This window comes from Microbacterium sp. NPDC028030 (genome assembly GCF_040637855.1).
Classification (GTDB): domain Bacteria; phylum Actinomycetota; class Actinomycetes; order Actinomycetales; family Microbacteriaceae; genus Microbacterium.
The window spans coordinates 375299-397910 of sequence record NZ_JBEZXF010000002.1; the positions used below are offsets into that span (position 1 = coordinate 375299).

The 22612-nt window shown below is 68.5% G+C and carries 23 protein-coding genes and 4 tRNA genes; 11 read left to right on the forward strand and 16 right to left on the reverse strand.

All coding sequences use genetic code 11. The annotated features are described in order from the left end of the window. Nucleotides 1–9 precede the first annotated feature (9 nt). A complete protein-coding gene (locus tag AB0E56_RS10620; protein ID WP_359798758.1) occupies nucleotides 10–594 on the forward strand; it encodes a type II toxin-antitoxin system PemK/MazF family toxin in 585 nt (194 codons plus the stop codon). 28 nt (nucleotides 595–622) lie between these two features. Here AB0E56_RS10620 and AB0E56_RS10625 read toward each other — a convergent pair whose 3' ends face one another. Genes AB0E56_RS10625 through AB0E56_RS10650 form a run of 6 tightly spaced genes read right to left on the reverse strand, consistent with a single transcriptional unit; the run spans nucleotide 623 to nucleotide 6499 of the window. Further along, complete coding sequence (locus AB0E56_RS10625; RefSeq protein ID WP_359798760.1) at nucleotides 623–1498, reverse strand: DUF1684 domain-containing protein; 876 nt, start codon at nucleotides 1496–1498, stop codon at nucleotides 623–625. A gap of 2 nt (nucleotides 1499–1500) precedes the next feature. Further along, on the reverse strand, nucleotides 1501–2883 hold the full coding sequence (locus AB0E56_RS10630) for an acyl-CoA thioesterase/bile acid-CoA:amino acid N-acyltransferase family protein (protein WP_359798762.1): 1383 nt from the start codon (nucleotides 2881–2883) through the stop codon (nucleotides 1501–1503). Next, complete coding sequence (locus tag AB0E56_RS10635; protein ID WP_359798764.1) at nucleotides 2880–3854, reverse strand: Ldh family oxidoreductase; 975 nt, start codon at nucleotides 3852–3854, stop codon at nucleotides 2880–2882. The genes AB0E56_RS10630 and AB0E56_RS10635 overlap by 4 nt, the downstream gene beginning before the upstream one ends. 10 nt (nucleotides 3855–3864) lie before the next feature. Further along, nucleotides 3865–4680, reverse strand: coding sequence for an ABC transporter permease (locus AB0E56_RS10640; protein WP_359798766.1), 816 nt, complete (start codon nucleotides 4678–4680; stop codon nucleotides 3865–3867). Continuing rightward, nucleotides 4677–5441 carry an ABC transporter ATP-binding protein gene (locus AB0E56_RS10645; protein WP_359798768.1) on the reverse strand — a complete coding sequence of 255 codons (765 nt, stop codon included), beginning with the start codon at nucleotides 5439–5441 and terminating at the stop codon, nucleotides 4677–4679. The genes AB0E56_RS10640 and AB0E56_RS10645 overlap by 4 nt, the downstream gene beginning before the upstream one ends. Continuing rightward, the gene (locus tag AB0E56_RS10650) at nucleotides 5438–6499 is read right to left on the reverse strand and encodes an ABC transporter substrate-binding protein (protein ID WP_359798770.1); all 1062 of its coding nucleotides are present in this window, start codon (nucleotides 6497–6499) and stop codon (nucleotides 5438–5440) included. The genes AB0E56_RS10645 and AB0E56_RS10650 overlap by 4 nt, the downstream gene beginning before the upstream one ends. Before the next feature lie 181 nt (nucleotides 6500–6680). Here AB0E56_RS10650 and AB0E56_RS10655 point away from each other — a divergent pair, with 181 nt between their 5' ends. Beyond that, nucleotides 6681–7067 (forward strand): SPW repeat protein, encoded by a 387-nt coding sequence (locus AB0E56_RS10655; RefSeq protein WP_359798772.1) that lies wholly within the window; start codon nucleotides 6681–6683, stop codon nucleotides 7065–7067. A 67-nt stretch (nucleotides 7068–7134) separates the two neighbouring features. Here AB0E56_RS10655 and AB0E56_RS10660 read toward each other — a convergent pair whose 3' ends face one another. Both AB0E56_RS10660 and AB0E56_RS10665 read right to left on the reverse strand, forming a co-directional pair. Continuing rightward, nucleotides 7135–7605 (reverse strand): hypothetical protein, encoded by a 471-nt coding sequence (locus AB0E56_RS10660; protein ID WP_359798774.1) that lies wholly within the window; start codon nucleotides 7603–7605, stop codon nucleotides 7135–7137. Nucleotides 7606–7708: 103 nt separating this feature from the next. Continuing rightward, nucleotides 7709–8128, reverse strand: coding sequence for a GIY-YIG nuclease family protein (locus AB0E56_RS10665; protein WP_359800041.1), 420 nt, complete (start codon nucleotides 8126–8128; stop codon nucleotides 7709–7711). Between the two features lie 137 nt (nucleotides 8129–8265). Here AB0E56_RS10665 and AB0E56_RS10670 point away from each other — a divergent pair, with 137 nt between their 5' ends. The 3 genes from AB0E56_RS10670 (at nucleotide 8266) to AB0E56_RS10680 (ending at nucleotide 12054) form a co-directional block, all read left to right on the forward strand. Next, nucleotides 8266–9351 (forward strand): PQQ-dependent sugar dehydrogenase, encoded by a 1086-nt coding sequence (locus AB0E56_RS10670; RefSeq protein WP_359798776.1) that lies wholly within the window; start codon nucleotides 8266–8268, stop codon nucleotides 9349–9351. Nucleotides 9352–9427: 76 nt separating this feature from the next. After that, nucleotides 9428–10393 carry a TIGR03885 family FMN-dependent LLM class oxidoreductase gene (locus AB0E56_RS10675; protein WP_359798778.1) on the forward strand — a complete coding sequence of 322 codons (966 nt, stop codon included), beginning with the start codon at nucleotides 9428–9430 and terminating at the stop codon, nucleotides 10391–10393. Beyond that, a complete protein-coding gene (locus AB0E56_RS10680) occupies nucleotides 10390–12054 on the forward strand; it encodes an alpha-amylase family protein (RefSeq protein WP_359798780.1) in 1665 nt (554 codons plus the stop codon). The genes AB0E56_RS10675 and AB0E56_RS10680 overlap by 4 nt, the downstream gene beginning before the upstream one ends. A 5-nt stretch (nucleotides 12055–12059) precedes the next feature. Here AB0E56_RS10680 and AB0E56_RS10685 read toward each other — a convergent pair whose 3' ends face one another. Next, on the reverse strand, nucleotides 12060–12425 hold the full coding sequence (locus AB0E56_RS10685) for an SdpI family protein (protein WP_359798782.1): 366 nt from the start codon (nucleotides 12423–12425) through the stop codon (nucleotides 12060–12062). Nucleotides 12426–12583: 158 nt separating this feature from the next. After that, nucleotides 12584–12659: transfer RNA gene (locus tag AB0E56_RS10690), tRNA-Val, on the reverse strand. 151 nt (nucleotides 12660–12810) lie between these two features. On the opposite strand from AB0E56_RS10690, the gene AB0E56_RS10695 reads away from it, so the two are divergent. From AB0E56_RS10695 to AB0E56_RS10705, 3 genes are all read left to right on the forward strand, one after another. Beyond that, a tRNA-Gly gene (locus AB0E56_RS10695) sits at nucleotides 12811–12883 on the forward strand. A gap of 54 nt (nucleotides 12884–12937) precedes the next feature. Continuing rightward, nucleotides 12938–13008, forward strand: a tRNA-Cys gene (locus tag AB0E56_RS10700). A 27-nt stretch (nucleotides 13009–13035) separates the two neighbouring features. Continuing rightward, nucleotides 13036–13107, forward strand: a tRNA-Val gene (locus tag AB0E56_RS10705). 176 nt (nucleotides 13108–13283) lie between these two features. Here the strand turns inward: AB0E56_RS10705 and AB0E56_RS10710 are convergent. After that, a complete protein-coding gene (locus tag AB0E56_RS10710) occupies nucleotides 13284–13706 on the reverse strand; it encodes a hypothetical protein (protein ID WP_359798784.1) in 423 nt (140 codons plus the stop codon). A gap of 159 nt (nucleotides 13707–13865) precedes the next feature. On the opposite strand from AB0E56_RS10710, the gene AB0E56_RS10715 reads away from it, so the two are divergent. Continuing rightward, a complete protein-coding gene (locus AB0E56_RS10715; RefSeq protein ID WP_359798786.1) occupies nucleotides 13866–14708 on the forward strand; it encodes a PhzF family phenazine biosynthesis protein in 843 nt (280 codons plus the stop codon). Nucleotides 14709–14721: 13 nt separating this feature from the next. Here AB0E56_RS10715 and AB0E56_RS10720 read toward each other — a convergent pair whose 3' ends face one another. The 3 genes from AB0E56_RS10720 to AB0E56_RS10730 form a co-directional block, all read right to left on the reverse strand. Continuing rightward, a complete protein-coding gene (locus AB0E56_RS10720) occupies nucleotides 14722–15456 on the reverse strand; it encodes an SDR family oxidoreductase (protein WP_359798788.1) in 735 nt (244 codons plus the stop codon). A 375-nt stretch (nucleotides 15457–15831) separates the two neighbouring features. After that, entirely contained in the window at nucleotides 15832–17187 is a 1356-nt protein-coding gene (locus AB0E56_RS10725; protein WP_359798790.1) for a deoxyribodipyrimidine photo-lyase, read from the reverse strand. A 90-nt stretch (nucleotides 17188–17277) separates the two neighbouring features. Further along, on the reverse strand, nucleotides 17278–17688 hold the full coding sequence (locus AB0E56_RS10730) for a hypothetical protein (protein WP_359798792.1): 411 nt from the start codon (nucleotides 17686–17688) through the stop codon (nucleotides 17278–17280). A gap of 178 nt (nucleotides 17689–17866) precedes the next feature. Between AB0E56_RS10730 and thrS the strand changes: the two genes are divergently transcribed. Then, on the forward strand, nucleotides 17867–19792 hold the full coding sequence (thrS, locus tag AB0E56_RS10735; protein WP_359800042.1) for a threonine--tRNA ligase: 1926 nt from the start codon (nucleotides 17867–17869) through the stop codon (nucleotides 19790–19792). Then, entirely contained in the window at nucleotides 19789–20352 is a 564-nt protein-coding gene (locus AB0E56_RS10740) for an HIT domain-containing protein (RefSeq protein WP_359798794.1), read from the forward strand. The genes thrS and AB0E56_RS10740 overlap by 4 nt, the downstream gene beginning before the upstream one ends. Before the next feature lies 1 nt (nucleotide 20353). Here AB0E56_RS10740 and pdxY read toward each other — a convergent pair whose 3' ends face one another. Then, nucleotides 20354–21205 carry a pyridoxal kinase PdxY gene (gene pdxY, locus AB0E56_RS10745; protein WP_359798796.1) on the reverse strand — a complete coding sequence of 284 codons (852 nt, stop codon included), beginning with the start codon at nucleotides 21203–21205 and terminating at the stop codon, nucleotides 20354–20356. A 45-nt stretch (nucleotides 21206–21250) separates the two neighbouring features. Further along, nucleotides 21251–22558, reverse strand: coding sequence for an aminotransferase class I/II-fold pyridoxal phosphate-dependent enzyme (locus AB0E56_RS10750; protein WP_359798798.1), 1308 nt, complete (start codon nucleotides 22556–22558; stop codon nucleotides 21251–21253). Nucleotides 22559–22612: the final 54 nt, after the last annotated feature.

Genomic DNA, 22612 nt, shown 5'->3' on the forward strand with positions numbered 1-22612 from the left:
GGTGACCGTGTGAGCAAGACCAACGGCATCCTGACAGCACTCGCAGAGATCCTGCTCAAGGCGGTGGGATCCGACCGGGCGTCTCGGACATCAGCTCCGAGGCGCCCGGACGCGCGTCTGCGGACGTCCGCGGAGCGATCGCCGATCACGGAAGGCGCGACGGACGCGGGTCGTGTGCGGGGGACTGAGACGGTCCGCATCGATCCGCGCCGGATCGGCGACCTGCGGGTCGCGTATTCTCCGCAGCGCGACGGCGCCCCGGATGCGGGCGAGGTCGTCTGGACCTGGGTGCCGTACGAGGAGAACGACGGGCGTGGCAAGGATCGCCCTGTGCTCGTGATCGGTCGGCAGTCGGCGGACCGTGTGTACGCCGTCCGGATGACGAGCAAGCCGCACGAGGGTGACCGCGACTATCTCTCGATCGGCAGCGGCGCGTGGGACTCGCAGGGGCGCGAGTCCTGGGTCGACATCGAGCAGCTGTACAGCGTCCATGAACGAGGCCTGCGGCGCGAGGCCGCCGTGCTCGATCGTCGGCGCTACGACCGGGTGAGCGCCGCGCTCACCCGGCTGTACGGGTGGGCCGCTGCCGGGTGAGCGCCCGGAGCGCGCGGATGACCCCCGATCAGGCGTTGTGGAACGTGAGCACCCGATCGATGTCGACGGCCGGCTTCTTCTCGCCTGCCTGCACTTCGAAGTCCAGGTGATTCTGGCTCGGCGGAAGCGGGCAGGTGACGAAGTTCGTGAACGCGCAGGGGAGCGCGGTCAGGTAGTTGAAGTCGATGTGATCGATCTGCTCGCCGTGCGCGTCGGCGAACTGCAGCTCGACGACGCGCCCGGCACCGTACGTCGTCTTTCCGCTGGTCAGGTCGCGGATGTGTGCGACAGGCTGCACGCCGTAAGAGGCGTCCTTCCCGATCAGCGCGAGCTCGTACGTGCGGTCGCCGTACTCGAAGGAGAGGGTGCCGATGCGCGCCGTGGTCTCACGGACGCCCGTCTCGACCGTGACCTGCTCGATGTCTTCACGGACCGCCGGGGTGAAGCGCGCCGGAATGCGCCAGGCCGGGTCGTAGTCGTAGGCGGCGAGGCCGGAGAAGTCCTTTCGAGCCGACTCCCGCGGGTCGCGCACACGCACGGCGAAGATGCGGTCGCCGTCGTCGGTGGTACGGGGGATGGTCTCCACCTCGCTCACGCCGAAGTAGACGGGCACGCTGCGGCCGTGCCCGTAGGTCTGATTGCGTCCGGGGACGATCTCGACGGGCGCGGTGGGGTACTCTCCGTCGACGACGAGGTTCGGCCCATCGGATGGCGGTGTGTACACGACACGTCCGTCTTCCGCGCCCCAAGTACCGGGGAGACCGTCGAGGACGAGACCGGTCTCCCCGTCGCGCAGCCAGTGCTGGGCGACCAGAGCGGTCCACCCGTACGGGCGCGTGAGCTCCGAGACACGGGCGTGCCGCCACTCCCGCCATTGACCTTCCAGATGCTCCTTCGCGGGCATGGCTACCGTCCTTCGTGGTCGATGTCGATCGCGTCGGCGGCTGCGGCCGCGTCGGCGGTTCGGTGGATGAATGCGCAGATCTGCTCGAACGAGTGCTCGCTCGCGACGGCGTTGCCGCGGGGAGTACCGCCGTTGGAGTAGTGGACGCCCGAGACGGGGTGCACCCGCTCGATGTCGGTGCTGGGGAGGTGGGGGAGCGCGATGCCGTGCCCGGCCTCCTCGTAGTCGAGGTGCAGGCGCTCGGCGCCGTGCCCGTGACGCTCCAAGGTGTCCAGCACCATGCGCGAGGCCATGCTCGACGGCCATGCGCGATCGTCCAGCCCCGATACGCAGGCGACGGGTCCGGAGAACCTCTCGATCGGGATGCGCGAAGCCCGGGCGAGTTCCCGGTCATGGAGGCCGTCGATGTACACGTCACGATGCCGCGTCGGGGCGGGTGCATCGTTCCAGGGCTGCCAGGTCACGCCGCTGTTGTCGTGCCAGAGGTGTTCGAGGGGGTCACCACCTCGCGTCCAGGTCGGCCCGTCCCAGCCCTCGGCGGGATCGGCTGCACCCTGCGCACCGAAGACGAAGGCACCGGGAACGAACGGCGCGATTCCGAGAACGAGTTCGGGGTAGGTGGCGGCCAGCAGGAGCGACAGCTCACCGCCACGGGACTGACCGCTCACGAGCGGGAGCCCGCCTTTCGGGGACAGGGTGCGTGCGGCGTATCTCAGCGCGCGTTCGAAGTACTCCAGCGGTGTACGGGAGATGTGCGCGGGAAGACCCGGAGCACGGAAGTACCCCAGGGCGAGCGCTTGCACACCCCGGGAGGCATACTGCGCAGCGCGGGCCTCGTTGATCCCTCCTCCGGAGCCGTTGAGCACGATCACCGTGGGGAGGGGGCCGTCGTGCCGGGGGCGGAACAGCGTTCCCACCAGACCGTCGGCTCGGAGTTCGCTGCGCTCGACGTCTTCGCTGCGGATCCACTGCGTGACGACCACCGTGACCTCGGCTTCGGGAGCCCCATCGCCCGCAGCGTCGAGGTGCCCGGTTCCCGGCTCGGCCCACGCCGTGACGACGGTCGAGATCGGCCGATCGACATCGGTCGGCTCAGCGGATCCGGTCGTGCCCGGTTCACGGCGCTGCGACCAGAACAGACCCATCGAATCCGCGACGCGGTAGTCGCCGGACACCGGGGCCTGGGTGGCGAGGTCGACCGTCCCGTGACGGTCGGCGAGGAACGTCGCCTGCGCCGCCCAGTCGCCGCCGTCTCTCGCGGTGACCGCGCGCACGGTGACCAGCGACCCGGGGACGGCGCCGGTGACCCGGAGCGACCGACGCTCCCACAGGGGGCCGGCCTGCGGCCTCACGGCGAGGGTGAACGTGGCAGAGGAGTCGCTCATGCTCGCGCGGCTCCCGACGCCGTGTCGCGGAGCCAGGCCACGTCGTCGCCGCCGAGGTCGACCGAGCCCGGCAGATCTGCGGTGTCGGTCGCCAGGACGTCGAAGCGCGCGGGCAGGTGACCGCCTGCACCGCGCCAATCGCGATCGAGAGCGGATGCGGCGGCGGCCGTATCCGCTCCGCCCGCACGAGCCGGGTCGAAGGCGATGAGCAGGGCTCCGCGGCTCGACGGCAGTTGCGGGTCGGTGACCCGCCCGCCCACCGCGACGCCCGCGAGAAGCTCGACCACGAGACCGGTCAGGGAGCCCACGAGTCCGGCGGGGAGCAGGGCGGCGACCGCGTCGGGGTCGGTCGTGGATGCACCGTCCGCATCGACGGCTCCTCCCTCGGGAAGCCGGGCTCCGGAGGCACGTGCCTCCCGGACGGCGGCGAGCGTCAGCGCCGACGTCGCATAGTCGATCACGAGAGGTGGGGCATCGGCACGAGGGACCGCCACAGCGAGGGGGTTCGTGCCGATCGCGACGGTGTGCGCGCCCCAGGGAGCGACCGAGGCCGGCGACTGCGCCGCGAGGAGCGCGACCGCTCCGTCCGCGGCGAGCGACCGCGCGGCAAGACCCAGGATGCCGAGTGCTCCGGCGCCGCGGATCCCGATGATCGCCAGCCCGTGCGCCTCGACGCTCCGACGCGCACGCCGCACGGCGGTGGCCAGGGCGACCACACCGGGGACGCCGGTCGCATCGACGGAGCCGATCGCCGCGTCGTCGTCGCTCGGCGTCGACCCGGCAGGGTCGACGCCGGCCAGCCGGTCGAGGTCGCGCCGCAGCATCCGGATGCCGAACTCCGGGAGGCCGAGCATCTCCGCCTGGAGCACCCAGAGTGCCGCCAGGGCGACGTCGTCCGTCTCCGCCACCGGGACGGCGTTCCGGAGCAGGTCGCGCAGCGCCGCGACTGCCTTCTCAGCGTCGATGTTCATGGGACTCCGCTCAGTACTTCACCCACGGCACGACGCGACGCTCCAGGAGCGCCCACAGCGCGGTGGCGGCATAGCCGAGCACCGAGATCGTCACGATGCCGACGTACATCTTCGATACGGCGAACGTGCCCCACGAGCTCCAGATCATGTAACCAAGGCCGCTGTTCGCACCCACGAACTCGGATGCGGCGATGATCACGAAGGCGCCGCCGGTGGCGAGCTTGATGCCGGTGAAGATCGAGGGAAGCGCATAGGGGAACGACACGGTCATCCAGCGCTGCAACCGTGTCGCTCCATTCGCGTTGGCCACGTCGTTCAGCAGCGGCGGCGTCTGCATGACCCCGCCGAGCGTATTGAAGAGCAGGTAGAAGAACACGCCGATCGCGACGATGACGTACTTGCTCGTCTCGCCGAGGCCGAAGATCAGCAGCAGCAACGGGAAGATCGCGACCTTCGGCACCGGCAGCAGCGCGGAGAAGATCGGGTCGAGCAGAAGTCTCAGCGTGCGCACGGAACCGAGGAGGACCCCGAGGATGATGCCGGGGATCGCACCCAGCACGAAGCCGATCGCGATGCGGGAGAGCGTGATGCCGATGTGCTCCAACAGGACGCCGGAGACCAGCAGCTCGAAGAACGTCTCGATGATCGAGGTCGGCGCCGGGAAGAACCGCGCATCGAGGATCCCGGTGCGGCTCGCGATCTCCCACACGAGGAGGATGAGCACAGGGGTGTAGGGGCCGAGCCGACGCACCCACACGGAGCCGCGCTCGGCGCGCACGGCCTCTTTGAGCTGTGCCTCGATCTGCGGGTCGGCGATCGTCGTCATGACGCCAGCTCCTGTTCCGTCGCGTTCTCGAGCAGCGACCACAGTCGAGCCGTGATCTCGCCGTATCGGGGATCGCGACGCAGGCCCGCGATGTCACGCGGCCGACCGAACGGGACGGCGATGTCGTCGATGATGCGTCCTGGTCGATGCGACATGACGACGACGCGGTCGGCGAGCATGAGAGCTTCGTCGACGCTGTGTGTGATGAACATGACCGACTTCGACGTGCGCTCCCAGATCTGCAAGAGCTCCTGCTGCAGCGTGACGCGGGTCTGCTCGTCGAGGGCCCCGAACGGCTCGTCCATCAGGAGCAGGTCGCCGTCGTCGGCGAGGGCGCGGGCCACCGAGGTGCGCTGTCGCATGCCTCCGGAGATCTGCGCGGGGTAGAACCCGCCGAAGTCGGACAGCCCCACGAGGTCGAGCAGCTGATCCACCCGGTCCTTCCGCTGCGCCCGGGAGAGGCCACGGAGCTTCAACGGATAGCCGATGTTCTGCGCGACGGTCAGCCACGGGAACACTCCGTGCTCCTGGAACACCACCGACGGCCGGCTGGAGGTCGCGATGGAGCCGAGGCTCGGTTTCTCGAGGCCGGCCGCGAGGCGCAACAGAGTGCTCTTGCCGCATCCCGACGGCCCGAGGACGCAGACGAACTCGTTGTCGGCGATCTCCAGGTCGATGTCCTGCAGGGCGACGAGGAGGTCGTCCTTGCGGTCGGCGTTCGCGTACGCCTTCCAGAGGCCCTGGACGCGGAGCCCGGTCATTTCTTCGAGGAGGCCAGGTCGCCGCTCTCCTGCAGCGTGATCGCGTCCTTCAGGATGTCGTCGCGGTAGATGTCCTCGATCCCGGAGTCCCCGTCGAACTCGAGAGCATCCCGGTCGCGGAAGAACTGCTCCTGGCGGGCGACATCGGCCCAGTCGATCGCGCCGCTCGGGTCCTGCGTCGTGAGGGCGATGGACGTCAGCGTCTCGACCGGCAGGTCGGTGTACTCGGCGATGATCTCCTGCGTCGCGGGATCGCTCCAACCACCCTCTTCGAGTTCCTTGACGGCCTGGAGGTAGGCGGCGGTGAACGCGGTGACGGCAGCCGGGTGCTTATCGACGTACTCGGTGTTGAACACCATGGCGCCCAGTTCCACGCCCGCCTGGTAGTCGATGGGCAGCACCTCGTGGGCGATGCCCTGCGCGATGACAGCGGAGGAGATCGGCTCGATCGACCAGCTCGCGTCCACGGAGCCGTTCGCGAGAGCAGCGGGGATGTCGCCGGGGCTCAGGTTGACGAGCTCCACATCGTCGACGCTCAGGCCGGCGGACTCGAGCGCGAGCGCGACGGAGTAGATGCCGAATCCGCCGTCACCGGGGATGCCGATCTTCTTGCCCTCGAGGTCTGCGGCGTCCTTCACGTCCGAGGCATCCGACGCGATCAGCGGCGAGGGGTTCGGCCCCGACTCCGGGATGCGCGAGACGCTGGCGATCACGGAGATCGACGCGCCCGACTTCGTGGCGTTGAAGAGGCCTGCACCCCACGTCGCACCACCCGCCGTGATGTTGCCGGTGCTCACCTGCTGGTACGTCTCGCCGGAGCTGCCGCCCTTGGCGACGAGCTCGACATCGAGCCCTGCGTCTTCGAAGTAGCCCTTCTCCTCAGCGAGGAAGAAGGGGGCGTAGTCGGCGTAGGGGGAGTAGAGGAAGGTGATCTTGGGAGCATCCTCCGCCTTCTCGGTCGCCGCCTCGCCCGAGCCGGAAGAGCTGCAGGCGGTGACCAGGAGCGCACTGGTGAGGACGAGAGCGGCACCGACGAGGGCACGACGACGAGAGGTCATTTTTTGTTGCTCCAGGGGTTCGGGTGGGATGCACGGGCAGCATCTGCCCTCGAATCTATCGATTCGTTTGACCTCCGAGTTCCCGCCGCCGTCATATTCGGAAACCCGGGAGCAATCCGATCCACGGTGCGCGCCGAACCAGTGGTGAGTCGCCTCGAGCGACGCCACACAAGGAGGAATCATGCGCTTCATCCCCACCAAGGTCCACGGAGTCCTCGACTACATCGTCGGCATCGCCCTGATCGCCGCGCCCTGGCTCTTCGGCTTCGCCAGCGTCGGCGGTGCCGCGGTCGTCATCCCGATCGTGCTCGGCGTCGGGCTGATCGTGTACAGCCTCTTCACGAAGTACGAGTGGGGTCCGTTCGGCTTCATCCCGATGCCCGTGCACCTCGTGTTCGACATCGTCGCGAGCCTCTTCCTCGCGCTGTCCCCGTGGTTGTTCGGCTTCGCGGACGAGGCTCTGAACGTCTGGCTGCCGCACGTCGTCGTGGGTGCCGCCGTGATCGTGGTCGTGCTGTTCTCGCAGCCGCAGCCGGTGACGACGCGAGGTCGCGCAGCGACGGCCTGATCACCGCGAGACGCGATGCCGGGTGACGGGACTCACCGAGCCGTCGCCCGGCATCGTCATGTCGGCGTCACTCGAAGACGCCGCCACCCACGTTCCCGACGTACTCGACGTTCAGCTGAGCCGGAGCCGAGCTGACGGTATACGTGCTTCCCTGGGGGAAGTCGCCGGTGATCGAGAAGGTTCCCAGATCCCCCGTCTCGTTCGGGGGGAGCGCGACGCCGTTGGAGATCGAGACGATGTTGTCGGTCACGGACACGACCCACCCGCCCGGGGCATCGACGGCGAAGACGACGCCTTCGGGCAGGACGAACGTGAGGACGATCTCTCCCACCGCATACGTCTGATTCGCGTCGAAGCCGTTGTAGTTGGAGCCGCTGAGGAAGATACCGGCGCCACCGAACGCATTGCCCGTGACGAAGAGGGTGCCGCCTCCGGTGCTCGCGGCGGCAAGCGGCGTCGCGAGGGCGAGCGCGATCACGGGGACGGACCACGCCCCCGCAGTGATGACGGTGCGGCGGGAAACTTCGGCGTCGTCCATGTCGCTCCTCTTGAGGTCGCCTTCGGGTCAAGGCTAGACGCCGACGGCTGCTCGGCGAAAGGAGGGATTGCCGGACTGCATCCCGGCGAAGGCCGTGCGGGGGTCAGCCGCGCAGCGCGGTGCTGAACCATCGGGCGTACAGGCTCCACGGATCGCCCGCGCGGCGCAACTCGGCGACGTGCGTTCGGACCTCACCCGTATACGTGAACCACTCGCCGCCCTCGCGGAGTGCCGCGAACTCGCGATGCCGCTGCTGCTCGAGGGCATGCCCGCCCTGCTCGAAGGCCAGCACCTCGTGATGTCGGATGCTCGAGAGCCGCTGCCGCGGTCGACGACTCGTACCGATCTTCACCCGACGATCGAAACGGATGTAATAGACCACGTCGACGCGGGGGAGAGGGAGCTCGGGGTCGGGCGCGTCACCGTAGCGCCATCCGCACAGGCCGCAGTACCACGCGTCGTCGGTGCGCGTGCCGGACGTGCTCGCGCACAACGGACACGGACCGGGAAGAGTGCGTTGCATCGCCACGATCGCACCCTACGACGGACCTCGGACATCGACACAGGAGCGCCGCGTCGACGACGCCTTCTGCGCAGCGTGCCGTGAGCCTAGGGTCGAGGTGGGGTGAGAAGGACCTCAGCGCCCGGGACGGAGCCAGGATGATGACGGATCGCCGCGGATGGGGTGCGTTCCTCACGGCTTCGGCCGTCGCCTGTCTCCTCGCCGCGTGCGCTCCTGCGGACCCCGCACCACTGCCGTCGCCGGCTCCGGCGACGACTTCCAGCGCCTCGCCTTCATGGCAGGAGGTCACGATCGCGGAGGGCTTGACGGCGCCATGGTCCATCGCCTTCCACGACGGCACCGCGCTGATCAGTGAACGCGACAGCGCGCGGATCGTGGAACTGAGCGCAGACGGCACGATCCGCGAGGTCGGGGAGATCGCGGGTGTGGAAGCACGCGGCGAGGGAGGTCTGCTGGGGATCGCCGTACGCGACGACCGGCTGTACGCCTACTCCACGACCGCGGACGGCAACCGCGTGCAGCGGTTTGAGCTGAGCGGATCCGCCGGCTCCCTCGAACTCGGCGAGCCCGAGGCGATCCTGTCCGGCATCCCCTCGGCGATGAACCACAACGGCGGACGGATCGCGTTCGGTCCCGACGGAATGCTCTACGTGACGACGGGCGACGCCGGGGACCGTCGGAGTGCGCAGGATCTGGAGTCGCTCGCGGGGAAGATCCTCCGCATCTCGCCGACGGGCTCGATCCCGGCCGACAACCCCTTCGAGGGCTCGCCCGTCTACAGCTACGGTCACCGCAACCCTCAGGGGCTCGCGTGGGACGACGAGGGGACGCTGTACGCGAGCGAGTTCGGTCAGGACACCTGGGACGAGCTGAACGTGATCGAGGCCGGCAGTGACTACGGGTGGCCCGACGTGGAGGGCATCGCGGATCGGTCGGGCTTCGTCGATCCTGTCCAGCAGTGGTCGCCGTCCGACGCCAGCCCGAGCGGCATCGCGATCACGGACGGGCGTCTCTTCCTCGCGAACCTGCGGGGCGAGAGGCTTCGTGAGATCCCGTTGGACGACCTGGCGGCGTCTTACGAGCATGTGACGGGCGTGTACGGCCGGCTGCGTGACGTGGTGGTGGCTCCCGACGGGGCCGTGTGGATGCTCACGAACAACACGGATGGGCGCGGCGATCCGCGACCAGGGGATGACCGGGTGCTCCGCGTGACCCTCGATTGACGCCGTCCGCTGCCACTCCTCGACGTCTCCTGTCAACCACCGCGGAGAACCGGGCCGCTGTCGGCAGACTCGGCGCATGGTCTTCATCGGATTCCACGCCTCGCATGAGCAGCTTCCGCCGAGTGCTCTGCTGGAGGCGGTCGTGGCGGCGGAGGACGCGGGCTTCGACGGTGCGATGTGCTCGGATCACCTCTCGCCCTGGCTGCCGGAACAGGGCGAGTCGGGCTTCGCTCTGAGCTGGATCGCCGCCGCCCTGGCCCGCACGGCCTTCCCGATCGGCATGGTCAACGCACCGGGACAGCGCTACCACCCCGTCGTGGTCGCCCAGGCGTTCGCGACGCTCGAGGAGATGTTCCCCGGACGGTTCTGGGCTGCGCTCGGCAGCGGAGAAGCCATGAACGAACATGTGACGGGTGACGGGTGGCCCGCGAAGTCCGTGCGCAACGAACGCCTGGGAGAGAGCGTCGGCATCATCCGTCGACTGCTCCGAGGCGAGGAGGTCAGCCATGAGGGCCACGTCCGCGCGCATAGGGCGAGGATCTGGAGCCTCCCTGCGCAGTCTCCACCCCTGTTCGCGACCGCGGTGAGTTCCGAGACCGCGGCGTGGTCGGCGTCGTGGGCCGACGGGCTGGTCACGGTCGCCCAACCGCCCTCGGTGCTGCGACGTGTCGTCGAGGAGTACCGCTCGGCCGGCGGCACCGGTCCCTGCTCTCTCCAGGTGCACCTGAGCTGGGCCCTCACCGACGCGGAAGCGTTCGCGCTCGCCCGCGAGCAGTGGCGCAACGGCGTGCTCGCCCCGCCCCTGACGTGGAACATCGAGCAGCCGGAGGAGTTCGACGAGGCGATCGGGGCGGTGGATGAGACCGCGCTGAGACGCGCCGTCCTGATCGATCACGACGCGTCGTCCCTGGTCGACAGGATCGCCACGCTGGTGGCTGTCGGGTTCGACCGCGTATACCTGCATCACGTCGGGCGGGAGCAGGTGGGGTTCCTCCGCTTCGCGCACTCCGACCTCATCCCCGCCTTGAAGGGACGATTGTGAAGATCACCGACACGAGCGACCTCTGGTGGAAGACCGCGGTCGTGTACTGCCTCGACGTGGAGACATTCCTCGACACGGACGGCGACGGCGTGGGCGACCTCCGTGGCCTGGCGCAACGCATCGACTACCTCGCGCAGCTCGGGGTGACGTGTCTGTGGCTGATGCCGTTCTATCCGACCCCCGACCGCGACGACGGCTATGACGTGAGCGACTTCTACGGGATCGATCCCCGGCTCGGCGACCACGGCGACTTCGTGGAGGTGGTGCGCACCGCAAGGGACCGGGGCATGCGCGTGATCGTCGACCTCGTGATCAATCACACCTCGGATCGCCACCCGTGGTTCCTCGCGGCGAAGCGGAGCGTGTCGTCTCCGTACCGCGACTATTACGTATGGCGCGACGACGCCCCGCCGAAGGGGCAGCAGAACGCGGTGTTCCCCGGGCAGGCCGACGGCATCTGGACGAAGGACGAGGCGTCAGGGCAGTGGTATCAGCACAGCTTCTACGAGCACCAGCCCGACCTCAACATCGCCAACCCCGCCGTGCGCGACGAGATCGCGAAGGTGATCGGGTTCTGGTTGCAGCTGGGCGTCTCCGGATTCCGCGTCGACGCGGTGCCCTTCCTCCTCGAGGTCCCGCGCGGAGCCGACGTCCCCGATCCCCACGAGCTGCTGCGCGACATCCGACGGTTCCTGCAGCGGCGATCCAGCGAGGCCGTGCTGTTGGGCGAGGTGAATCTCCCGTATCACGAGCAGATCGACTACTTCGGTGGATCCGAAGGCGACGAGCTCACCATGCAATTCGACTTCGTGGCGATGCAGGCGCTGTACCTGTCGCTCGTGCGGCGGCAGCCTGCTGCGCTGATCGAGGCGCTGAGCGCGCGACCCGCACTTGGGCCCGAGGTGCAGTGGGCGAACTTCCTGCGCAACCACGACGAACTGACCCTCGACAAGCTGGCCGACGCGGAACGTGAGGAGGTCTTCGAGGCGCTCGCACCCGATGAGAGGCAACGGGTGTTCGGTCGCGGCATCACTCGTCGTCTTCCCTCGATGCTCGAAGGCGACCCGCGACGCATCCGGATGGCGTACAGCCTGCTCTTCACCCTGCCCGGAACCCCCGTGCTGTTCTACGGCGAGGAGATCGCGATGGGGGAGAACGCCGAAATGGAGGGCAGGGAGGCGGTGCGGACTCCGATGCAGTGGTCGTCTGGGCGCAACGGCGGTTTCTCGGATGCGGCGCCGTCGCGGCTGACGGCGCGTCCTCCCGCTGACGGCTACGCGCCCGAGCACGTCAACGTCGCAGACCAGCTCGACGATCGAGGCTCGATGCTGCACTTCATCCGCGAGCTCGCGGCGCGCTATCGGGTCTCACCCGAGCTCGGCTGGGGGGAGTTCGCGGTGATCGAGCAGGCCGCCGATGCCGTGCTCGTGCACTCGCTCACGGCGGATGTCGGCCGGCTCGTCGCGGTGCACAACTTCGCGGAGGTCCCTGCGACCGTGAGGTTCCGGCTCGAGAGCGAACCGGAGGGGACCGAGCTCGTCGGTCTGCTCGAGTCCGAGCGGTTGACGCTGGACGCGGATGGTGAGGTCGTGCTCGAAGTGCCGGCGTACGGCTACCGCTGGCTCCGGGTCGCGCGGCCCGGAGACGGACGCATCGCCTGAGATGGCTACGACCCCGACGTGTCCCGGGTGGACCGGGCTGCCGAGGCGGCCGGAAGTGCGGACCCGATAACGAAGACCAGCCCCCACACGACTGCGCCACCGAGCAGCACTCGACCGACAACCGGGTGGCCGACCAGGACCGCAGTCGCGGCGGCGAGTCCGGCCAGGACGACCCCGCCTCCGGCGACGAAGAGGAGGGGCGCCATCGCCCGGTGGGCGGAGACCCAGGCGTCGCCGTCGCGGAGCGTGCGCGACGTCCGGTACCCGAGTATCCGCTGCCGGGGGAAGGTGCCGCGACGGCTCGCGCGGGCCCACCAGAGCAGGGCTGCCCCGAACAACACCATGACGCCGGCGCCTGCGATCTCCATCATCGGTCCTCCTGCTCCCTGCTGTCGTCTGCCTTCGAGGCTACGAGGTGCACGAGGGGGTGATCGACATTCCACGGTGCTGATCGCCGCTCTCCGTGTCGTACCGCGGTATGACTGCGGGCAGGTGATCCGGGGCCGTTTTCGTGCCGGGGGAGTCGTGGTGGTGGGCGATACCGGACTCGAACCGATGACCTCTTCCGTGTGAAGGAAGCGCGCTACCAACTGCGCCAATCGCCCATACCCGTGGGGTACGTCACCCGATACTACCCGACGCCCGGGCGCCCTGTTGACCAGTCTGAGAGACACGCGCGAGAATCGCTGCCGGTTTGGCGAAGGGCAGATCTTCGGCTAATGTTTCATGAGTGCCCGGGACGACCGGGAACGAAATGCGGATGTAGCGCAGTTGGTAGCGCACAACCTTGCCAAGGTTGGGGTCGCGAGTTCGAGTCTCGTCATCCGCTCGAGTGCAGCAGGTCTTCTGTCGAAGATCCGCGGCACGTGGGGTCAATCCACACGGTGGCGTGGCCGAGCGGCTAGGCACCGGCCTGCAAAGCCGTTTACACGGGTTCGAATCCCGTCGCCACCTCACGGGAAAACTGAATAGCCCCAACGGGCGCGATTGGCGCAGCGGTAGCGCGCTTCCCTGACACGGAAGAGGTCACTGGTTCGATCCCAGTATCGCGCACAGACAAACCCCCGGTTCTCCGGGGGTTTTTTCGTGCCTGCGGAGCGACAGTTCCGCGTGCTCATCGCCCTCGGCATGGCCGCGTACCAATCGTCAGGCTGCCGTTGCCCGCCACGGTGTAGGTGTTCGTCTCGTCCTCCGCCCCCACGGTCCCGCAGCACACCGTCTCCTCGTCGTCATCGACCGACCTCGTCAAGCGGAATCAACTGCGCCCCGCCCTGACCGAGCACGATGGGCATGACGATGAGGATCAGGGCGATGCTGACCACCGGCACTATCGCGGCCATGGTGCGCAGGGATCTTCGCTCCTCACCCTCGGCCCTGCGCGCTCCGACGAGCGCGAGGATGATCGCGACAAGCAAGAGCACGGCCCAGACGGCGAAGAAGAAGATGCCTGCGGTGATTCCCAGGTCCGCTTCGTCATCCCATGACGATGACGCCCAGAACTGCCAGTCGCTCCAGATGACTCCGACCATCCCGAGACACAGCAGCCCGACGCCCGCCGAGATCGTGCCGAAGATGCCGCACAGGAGCGCGCCGAGCCCTTGGCTGCCGGTGCGCGAAGTCGGCAATGCGGTGTCATCGGATGCTGTCGTCATGCCCTGCAATATATGACGCCGGGACGCGAGGTGCAGGAGCGCCGTCCCCAGGGCCGTGAGTCCGAGAGCTTCGCCGGGTTCTCGCGTCGCCCGGAGAGCTCGGCGCGGAGCTCTTGGCTCCTCCTGGTGCGAGGTCCTGCTCCCGATAGCATCGGTGGTATGCAGCGACGTTTCCGCCAGGTCGACGTGTTCAACGATGGGGTGGGGCTGGGGAATCCTGTCGCGGTCGTGCTCGATGCGGAAGGGCTCTCCACGTCGGAGATGCGGCGGTTCTCCGTGTGGTCGAACCTCTCCGAGTGCACGTTCGTGCTGCCGCCGACGACCCCGGAGGCCGACTATCGCGTCCGCATATTCAGCCTGAACAACGAGTATCCGTTCGCTGGTCATCCGACTCTGGGCACCGCGCGCGCCTGGCTCGATGCCGGAGGTGTGCCGGCGGACGCGACTCGCGTGGTGCAGGAGTGCGGGGCGGGTCTCATCGCGATTCGCGTCGAGGGCGACGAGCTCGCGTTCCGGTCGCCTCCGTGCACGAGATCGGGTGCTGTGGAACCGGAGATCCTTCAGGCGGTGATCGACATCCTCGGCGTCGAGGACGAGAAGATCGTCGATGCCGCGTGGGTCGACAACGGCCCGGGCTGGGTCGGTGTGCTGCTCGACCACGCGGACACGGTGCTGTCGTTGCGCCCGGATGCCTCGGGCCACCCAGGCCGCTGGGACATCGGCGTCGTCGGGGCGCACGATCCAGGCTCCGATGTCGACATCGAGGTGCGCGCGTTCTTCACCGAGGGAGGCGAACCGCTGCGCGAGGATCCGGTGACCGGTTCCCTGAACGGCACGTTCGGAGAGTGGCTTCTCGCCACGGGCCGCGTCACGCTCCCGTACGTGGCGCGACAGGGCACGGTGATGGGACGGGATGGCCGAGTGCAGGTCAGCCTCGTCGATGACGCCGTCTGGGTTGGTGGGCGCGCCGACGTGGTCATCTCGGGATCAGCGCAGGTGTGAGCATCCCGGGCCGCTACATCCCGCCGGCCACGCGGATCATCGTCCCGGAGACGTAGCTCGCCGCGGCGGAGAGCGCGAACGCGACGACCTCAGCGACCTCCTCCGGCTGAGCGACTCGTCCCATCGGATGCCGAGCTGCGACGCGCGATGCTCGCTCTGGGTCACCTGCATCGGCGTGGACATCGGTGTCGACCGTGCCCGGCGCAACGCCGACCACACGGACGTGCTGTGCCGCGGCTTCGATCGCGAGCCCCTTGGTGAGCGCATCGACTCCTGCTTTGGCTGCCGCGTAGTGCACGTACTCTCCCGGCGCGCCTGTCGTCGCAGCGCCAGACGACACGTTCACCAGCACTCCGCCGGTGGGCAACGCCTGGAGGGAACGGCGGGCGACAAGCACGGCGGACGTGAGGTTCAGGTCGATCACGCGACGGATCACGTCCGTCGGGGTGTCGACCAGCGGCCCCACATGGAGGGTGGCTCCGGCGTTGTTCACGACGCCGTCGATACGAGGAGCCCATTCCTCTGCTGCGGAGAACAGCGTCTCGATCCCGTCGTCGGTCGTCAGGTCGGAGCAGACGGTCAGGCACTCCGCCCCGAGTGCCTGCACCGCAGCCAGAACCTCGGCTGCAGCTTCGTGGTTGCGTGCGTAGCCCAAGACCAGTCGGTGGCCCTCAGCCGCGAGTCTGAGGGCGCAGGCCCTGCCGATTCCACGAGTTCCTCCGGTGATGATGACCGTTCGCTGCTGCACGTGATCAAGCCTAGCCAGGCGGAGCATGATGATTCGCCGTGCTGCCGGTTCTCGCCGGCACGACGGCCGGAGAGAATCCCGCCATTCACAGCCGCGGAGCTACTTCTGTCGTCCAGCGTCTAGCGCTGGGCCGATTGACGCCGGTCACCGTAGCCGTCCCGGCGTGGGTGGGCGCGCCGACGTGATCATCTCGCGATCTCCTCGGGGAGACGTCGCGGGCATCCTTCATCGTGCTTCCGGGGAAGCCCGTCCGCGACCCGGCGGTTCCGGCGGGGCACATGTCGGACGACCGGACGGATGTCGGACGAGACGACCCCGTTTCGCACGGCATCCGTCCCTCCGTCCGACATCCGTCCCGAGGTGGGTGAGCGGGGGTCAGTCCCGATCGGGTGCGCGCGGGGCGCGTTTGACCTCGTCGTACGCGGCGAGCGCCGCCTTGCGTGTCTCACTCAGGTCGACGATGGGCTCCGTGGGCGCGTCTGCGGCCCAGCGGGAGATGTAGAGGCGCTGCGGGTCGAACTTCTTCGCCTGCAGCTCGGGGTTGAACACACGGAAGTACGGTGCGGCATCTGCGCCCGACCCCGCGACCCACTGCCAGTTGAACGGGTTGTTGGCTTCGTCGGCATCGACCAGCGTGTCCCAGAACCACTCTTCGCCGAGGCGCCAATCGATGAGCAGATTCTTCACGAGGAACGACGCCGTGACCATCCGGACGCGGTTGTGCATGTAGCCCGTGTGCCAGAGCTCGCGCATCCCGGCGTCGACGAGCGGAACACCCGTCTCTCCGTGCTGCCAGGCGTCGAGGTGCGCGGGATCGAGGGGTGGCCACGGGAAGGCGTCGAACTCCGGGCGGAGGTTCTTCGTCGCCATGTCGGGGGAGTGGTAGAGGGTGTGCCAGGCGAACTCGCGCCATCCCAGTTCCGACAGGAAACCGCCGGCTCCGTCCACCTCGACCGCCTCGTGCCACACGGTGTACGGGCTCACCTCGCCCCAGCGCAGCCGCGGAGACAGCATCGAGGTCGCGCCGGCCGCCGGCTCGTCCCGCGCGCGGTCGTAAGAGGGCAGGTCGTTCTTGAGGAACTCGCGAAGGCGTCGTCGGGCCGCAGGCTCTCCCGGTTCCCATGTGTCGCGCAGTCCGGACGCCCAGTCGGGAGCGGTCGGCAGGAGGCCCCAGGCGTCGAGCGCGTCGGACTTCGGAGGAGCGGGGAACCCTCGGACTTCCCGGGGCTCGGGAAGCGGTGCGCGCGGTGCGGGAAGGGACTGACAGGCGCGCCAGAACGGTGTGAACACCGAGTAGTGCGTGCCGCTGCCCGTCGTGACGGTCCATGGTTCGTGCAGGAGGGATCCGGCGAAGGAGGCGACCTCGACTCCCTGTGTGCGCAACGTGGTCTTCAGCGCGGCGTCGACTTCGCGCTCCGGACCTCCGTAGCGGCGGTTCCAGAAGACCGCGCCGGCGCCGACCTGCGCCGCCAGCTCGGGGATCATGCGGCCTGCCGGTCCGCGTCGGAGGACGAGGGCGCTGCCGCGTTCGACGAGCCGCTCGGCGAGGGAGGCCAGCGAGTGATGCAACCACCAGCGCGCTGCGCCGCCGAGTCGGCGGAACCCTGGGGATTCCTCGTCGAGGACGAACACCGCGACGATCGGCTCGTCGCGATCGATGGCGGCGCGCAGGGCGGGGTTGTCCGCGAGGCGCAGATCGTCGCGGAACCAGACGAGGGAAGGCGAGGACATCCCCCCATTCTCGTCGAGGGGGCATCATCCGCCGTCGGGGGTCGAACCCGCGCCGAGAAGCTGCTAAAGAGATCGAGGCAAGAGCACGGTCTAACGACCGGTCGGCCTGATGCGTGCTCCGGAATCGGACGTCGCCCACAGCGCCCACGCGACGAGGACCGGCTGCAGGAAGAGCCGCCCGAGTCGCCGACCGTCGGTGTCGAGCCCGGGGGTGGAGCGCCGCGTGCGCCATTGGTGGACGTTTCCAGGGAACACCGCGACGAAGAAGGCCGCTGTCGCCCATCCGATCCGGCGGCGCTCGCGAGGCAGGGCGAGGAGTCCTGCGGCGAGCGCGACCTCTGCGGCCCCGGAGGCGACCACGATCGCATCCTTGTCCAGACGTGTCAGCCTCGATGCCCAGTCGGGCACCACCACCCGGAATCCTCGTGTGCTCAGGAAATGGGCCACCCCGATGCCCCCGAGCGCGATGGCGAGGATCCAGCGCGCGACTGCTCTGCTCATCCGCTCACGCTACAGGGCGATCCCGTCGCGCGCCCGCCGCCTCTGCGACCTCGGCAGCGGTCAGGACACGGTGCTCATGCGAGTAACCTGGGTACCGACCAGATGGAGAGTTTCTGTGCCTGAAAACGCCCGGCCGAATGACGGCTTCGCCCTGTTCACTGACCGAAACGTCGTCGCGATGCGCGTCAACGGCGAGCTCAAGGATCTCGCCACGACCGTAACGGACACCGACGAGGTCGAGGCGGTCACGATCGACAGCGCCGACGGACTGAACATCCTGCGTCATTCTGCGGCCCACGTGCTCGCCCAGGCGGTGCAGCGCATCAACCCCCAGGCGAACCTCGGCATCGGACCTCCCATCACCGACGGCTTCTACTACGACTTCGGCGTCGACACCCCGTTCACCCCCGAAGACATCAAGGCCATCTCGAAGGAGATGCAGCGCATCGTCCGGGAGGGGCAGCGCTTCGTGCGCCGTGTCGTGACCGACGATGAGGCGCGCGCCGAGCTCGCGGACGAGCCGTTCAAGCTCGAACTCATCGGCCTCAAGGGCGGGAAGGAAGCCGCGGAGGGCGCCTCGGTCGAGGTCGGCGAGGGCGAGCTGACGATCTACGACAACACCACCCGCGACGGCGAGGTCGTCTGGAAGGACCTCTGCCGCGGACCTCACCTGCCCAACACGCGCATGATCGGCAACGGGTGGGACCTCACCCGCATCGCCGCAGCATACTGGCGCGGGAGCGAGAAGAACCCGCAGCTGCAGCGCATCTACGGCACGGCCTGGCCGACCAAGGAGGAGCTCCGCGAGTACCAGCACCGCCTCGAGGAGGCCGCAAAGCGCGACCACCGGCGCCTGGGCAAGGAGCTCGACCTGTTCTCGTTCCCCGAGGAGATCGGCTCCGGTCTCTCGGTCTGGCACCCGCGCGGCGGCGTGATCCGCGGCGAGATGGAACAGCACGCCCGCAAGCGCCACATCGAGGGCGGGTACACCTACGTGTACACGCCGCACATCTCGAAGGAAGACCTGTTCCTCACCTCGAACCACCTCGTCACGTACAAGGAGGGCATGTTCCCGCCGATCGTGATGGACGAGGAGCGCGACGACGAGGGCAACATCACCAAGCAGGGCCAGGACTATTACCTGAAGCCGATGAACTGCCCGATGCACATCCTCATCTACAAGGAGCGCGCCCGGAGCTACCGCGACCTCCCGCTGCGGTTCGCCGAGAACGGCACGGTCTACCGCAACGAGCTCTCCGGTGCGCTGCACGGCCTCACCCGCGTGCGCGGCTTCACCCAGGACGACTCGCACCTGTTCGTGACGCCCGACCAGCTCGAGGCCGAGGTCGCCAAGGTCCTCGAGTTCATCCTGTCGATGCTGCGCGACTTCGGTCTGACCGACTTCGAGCTCGAGCTGTCGATGAAGGACGACGAGAAGTCGAAGTGGATCGGCTCCGACGAGTTCTGGGAGTCGTCGACCGATGCGCTGCGCCGCGTCGCGGTGGCCTCCGGCCTCAAGCTGACCGAGGTCCCCGGCGAGGCCGCTTTCTACGGCCCGAAGATCGACCTCAAGACGCGCGACGCGATCGGACGCACCTGGCAGCTCTCGACCGTGCAGGTCGACCCGAACCTGCCCGAGCGCTTCGACCTCGAGTTCATGGACAAGGACGGGCAGAAGAAGCGCCCGATCATGATCCACCGCGCCCTGTTCGGCTCGATCGAGCGGTTCTTCGCGATCCTGCTCGAGCACTACGCCGGCGACTTCCCGGTGTGGCTGTCTCCCGTCCAGGTCGTGGGCATCCCGGTCGCCGAGGATTTCGCCGACTACCTCGGCGACGTGATCGACACGCTCCGCTCACAGGGCGTGCGAGCCGAACTCGACACCTCGGACGACCGGATGCAGAAGAAGATCCGCACCCACACGACCGGCAAGGTGCCGCTGCTGCTGATCGCGGGGGAGAAGGACCGCGACGCGGGCACCGTCTCGTTCCGCTACCGCGACGGCTCACAGGAGAACGGCGTGCCGATCGCGGATGCCGTCGCCCGCATCCGGGCTGTGATCGACAGCCACGGACTCGTGCAGACAGCGGGGGATCTGGCGTGACCGACGGGGAGCAGCCGCTGGAAGACGCCGGGCGCCTCGCCGGCGTACCGGACCAGTTCCAGCGGCTGTGGACCCCGCATCGGATGGCGTACATCCAGGCCGGACCCGAGCCGCTGCGCGAGGAGTGCCCCTTCTGCGAGGCGCCGAAGTACCCGGACTCCGAGCGGCTCGTCGTGGCGCGAGGGAAGACCGCGTACGTGTTGTTGAACCTCTTCCCGTACAACTCGGGGCACCTGCTCGTGTGCCCCTACCGCCACATCGCCACATACGACCAGGCGACTGCCGAGGAGGTCGCCGAGATCGGCGCGCTGACGCAGACGGCGATGCGAGTGCTTCGAGAGGTGTCGCACTGCGACGGCTTCAACCTCGGCATGAACCAGGGCGCGGTGGCCGGTGCCGGCGTCGACGCCCATCTGCACCAGCACGTGGTTCCGCGGTGGTCGTCCGACGCCAACTTCTTCCCGATCATCGCCAAGACGAAGGCGCTCCCGCAGCTCCTCGGCGAGGTGCGGGACGCCGTCGCCGCGGCCTGGCCTCCGGCGGACGCGGCGACGACGTAGTTCAGCGCACCTGGCGGGCCGTGAACTGCATCCGCGGGTGGGCGTAGAACTCCTGCGCCTCGACGAGCTGCAGCTCTCGCGCCCCGGAGTCCAAGGTCGCCGTGAGCAGGTCGTACACACTCGATGCCGTGCGCTCGAGGGCGGTCTTCGCGCTCCCGGTCTCGACGTAGTGCGCGGTGAACAGCGCGGCGGTGACATCGCCCGACCCGTTCGCCTTCATCGGCAGGTGCGGCGTCTGCACGAGCCAGGCGCCCGTGTCGTCGGCGGCCAGCATCTCGATGGTGCCCTCTTCGCGGTCGGGGCGTTCGACGCTGGTCACGAGCACGGTGCGCGGACCCATCGCGTGAGCCAGATCGACCGATGCGAGGGTGCTCTCGAGGGTGTCGGGCTCGGTGTTGGTGAGGAACCCGAGTTCGAACTGGTTCGGCGTGATGATGTCGGCGACGGGGACGACGCGTTCGCGCAGCAGGACAGGAATCGCCGGGGCCACGAAGCAGCCGGACTTGGCATTGCCCATCACCGGGTCGCAGGCGTAGACCGCGTTCGGGTTGGCTGCCTTCACCCTGGCGACGGCATCGATGATCACATCGCCGATGCCCTCGCCGCCCTGATAGCCGCTGAGGACGGCGTCGATCTCGCCGAAGACGCCGCGCTCCTCGATGCCCGTGATGACCTCGCGCACATCGTCGGGAGCGATCATCGGTCCGCGCCAGGCGCCGTAGCCGGTGTGGTTGGAGAAGTTCACGGTGTAGACCGGGAGCACCTCCACGCCGATGCGCTGCAGCGGGAAGACGGCAGCCGAGTTGCCCACATGGCCGTGGGCGACGGCGGACTGGATGGAGAGGATCTTCATTCTCCGACTCTTTCGTTCAGGCGGACGAACGTCCGCGGCAGGTGGTCATCGTCCGGCGGCGACGAGGTCGGCGACCAGGGTCCCGGCGTCGTCGTCGGACAGATCGTGCACGGTGAGGCGCAGGTGATGCGAAGGTTCCGCACGCTCATCCAGGGCGAAGTCGTCACCGGTCCTGGCGAGCCATCCGCGCCGCATCAGCCGCTCAGCGACGATGCGTGCCGGTTGCGGGAGCCGTACCCACAGGCTCAGGCCGTCGGAGGCCGTGGCATCGATGCCTGCCGCCCGCAGCCGCTCTGCGAAGGCGGTGTTCCGCGCGGCGTAGTGGCTCGCCGCCGCGGCGACCTGCGACATGACCGACTCGTCGGTCAGCTGGGTGAGCGCGAGCCGCTGCAGCAGATGGCTCACCCACGTGGTGCCGGGGCTGAGACGCATCGCCAGGCGGTCGGCGGTCTCCGGGTCCGTCCCGGCGATCGCGAGGCACATGTCGGGCCCGAGGAACTTCGACACAGAGCGCACGAGGGCGTACCGGCGGTGATCGGGGCCGATGAGCGACTCGTAGGGTCGCTGCGACAGCACCGAGAAGTGGTCGTCCTCGATGATGAGCACATAGGGGTGATCGACCAGTAGCGCGCGGAGCTCCGCCGCGCGGGCGGGCGTGAGGCTCGAGCCGGTGGGGTTCTGTGCCCGGGGCGTGCAGATGATCGCGCGGACGCCGGCGTCCAGCGCCGCCCGCAGCCCCTCCACCGTCATCCCCTCGGCATCGACCGGAACAGGAACCGCGCGATACCCGCCGAGGCGCACGGTGTGGATGCTCGCGAGGAAGCACGGGTCCTCGAGCGCGACCGCGTCGTCCCGCATCAGCGCCTGTGCGAGAAGGCGCTCCACCGCATCGACCGCGCCGCTGGTGACCGTGATGCGGAAGTCGTCGTCGACCAGGTCGACCGACATCCACTCCCGCGCCCACTCCTCGAGCCCACGATCTATCACCGGTTCGCCGTAGAGGACGGGGCGGGAGGCGATCGTCATGAGCGCCGGCGCCGGATCGGGGATGAGACGCGGGTCGGGGTTGCCGGTGCCGATGTCTCGCAGCACCGTGTCAGGCGCATACCCTTCCTGGGCGACGGACCCGAGGCCGGCGACGACGGTTCCCGCACGTCCGCGAGAGACCACGAGCCCCGCCTGGGCGAGCTGCCGGTACGCCGCGACCGCGGTGTTGCGGTTCACGCCGAGAGTCGCGGCGAGCTCCCGCACCGGAGGCAGAACGCTCCCCGCTCGGAGGACGCCGCGGTCGTGCAGCGCACGCACGCTGTCGGCGATGTCCGACGCCGTGGTTCCGCTGATCTGGTCGCTCATGGTCCTCCTCGACGATTCTAAGTCGTTGCCGACAGTGTTATGTTTGACCTAGAT

Excerpts from the sequence above, each read along its gene's own strand:
- AB0E56_RS10670 (WP_359798776.1), top strand. The coding sequence starts at position 8,266 with ATGATGACGGATCGCCGCGGATGGGGTGCGTTCCTCACGGCTTCGGCC.
- AB0E56_RS10665 (WP_359800041.1), bottom strand. The coding sequence starts at position 8,128 with ATGCAACGCACTCTTCCCGGTCCGTGTCCGTTGTGCGCGAGCACGTCC.
- AB0E56_RS10710 (WP_359798784.1), bottom strand. The coding sequence starts at position 13,706 with ATGACGACAGCATCCGATGACACCGCATTGCCGACTTCGCGCACCGGC.
- AB0E56_RS10675 (WP_359798778.1), top strand. The coding sequence starts at position 9,428 with ATGGTCTTCATCGGATTCCACGCCTCGCATGAGCAGCTTCCGCCGAGT.
- AB0E56_RS10685 (WP_359798782.1), bottom strand. The coding sequence starts at position 12,425 with ATGATGGAGATCGCAGGCGCCGGCGTCATGGTGTTGTTCGGGGCAGCC.
- AB0E56_RS10645 (WP_359798768.1), bottom strand. The coding sequence starts at position 5,441 with ATGACCGGGCTCCGCGTCCAGGGCCTCTGGAAGGCGTACGCGAACGCC.
- AB0E56_RS10655 (WP_359798772.1), top strand. The coding sequence starts at position 6,681 with ATGCGCTTCATCCCCACCAAGGTCCACGGAGTCCTCGACTACATCGTC.
- pdxY (WP_359798796.1), bottom strand. The coding sequence starts at position 21,205 with ATGAAGATCCTCTCCATCCAGTCCGCCGTCGCCCACGGCCATGTGGGC.
- AB0E56_RS10725 (WP_359798790.1), bottom strand. The coding sequence starts at position 17,187 with ATGTCCTCGCCTTCCCTCGTCTGGTTCCGCGACGATCTGCGCCTCGCG.
- AB0E56_RS10750 (WP_359798798.1), bottom strand. The coding sequence starts at position 22,558 with ATGAGCGACCAGATCAGCGGAACCACGGCGTCGGACATCGCCGACAGC.
- AB0E56_RS10650 (WP_359798770.1), bottom strand. The coding sequence starts at position 6,499 with ATGACCTCTCGTCGTCGTGCCCTCGTCGGTGCCGCTCTCGTCCTCACC.
- AB0E56_RS10640 (WP_359798766.1), bottom strand. The coding sequence starts at position 4,680 with ATGACGACGATCGCCGACCCGCAGATCGAGGCACAGCTCAAAGAGGCC.
- AB0E56_RS10625 (WP_359798760.1), bottom strand. The coding sequence starts at position 1,498 with ATGCCCGCGAAGGAGCATCTGGAAGGTCAATGGCGGGAGTGGCGGCAC.
- AB0E56_RS10630 (WP_359798762.1), bottom strand. The coding sequence starts at position 2,883 with ATGAGCGACTCCTCTGCCACGTTCACCCTCGCCGTGAGGCCGCAGGCC.
- thrS (WP_359800042.1), top strand. The coding sequence starts at position 17,867 with ATGCGCGTCAACGGCGAGCTCAAGGATCTCGCCACGACCGTAACGGAC.
- AB0E56_RS10730 (WP_359798792.1), bottom strand. The coding sequence starts at position 17,688 with ATGAGCAGAGCAGTCGCGCGCTGGATCCTCGCCATCGCGCTCGGGGGC.
- AB0E56_RS10635 (WP_359798764.1), bottom strand. The coding sequence starts at position 3,854 with ATGAACATCGACGCTGAGAAGGCAGTCGCGGCGCTGCGCGACCTGCTC.
- AB0E56_RS10715 (WP_359798786.1), top strand. The coding sequence starts at position 13,866 with ATGCAGCGACGTTTCCGCCAGGTCGACGTGTTCAACGATGGGGTGGGG.
- AB0E56_RS10660 (WP_359798774.1), bottom strand. The coding sequence starts at position 7,605 with ATGGACGACGCCGAAGTTTCCCGCCGCACCGTCATCACTGCGGGGGCG.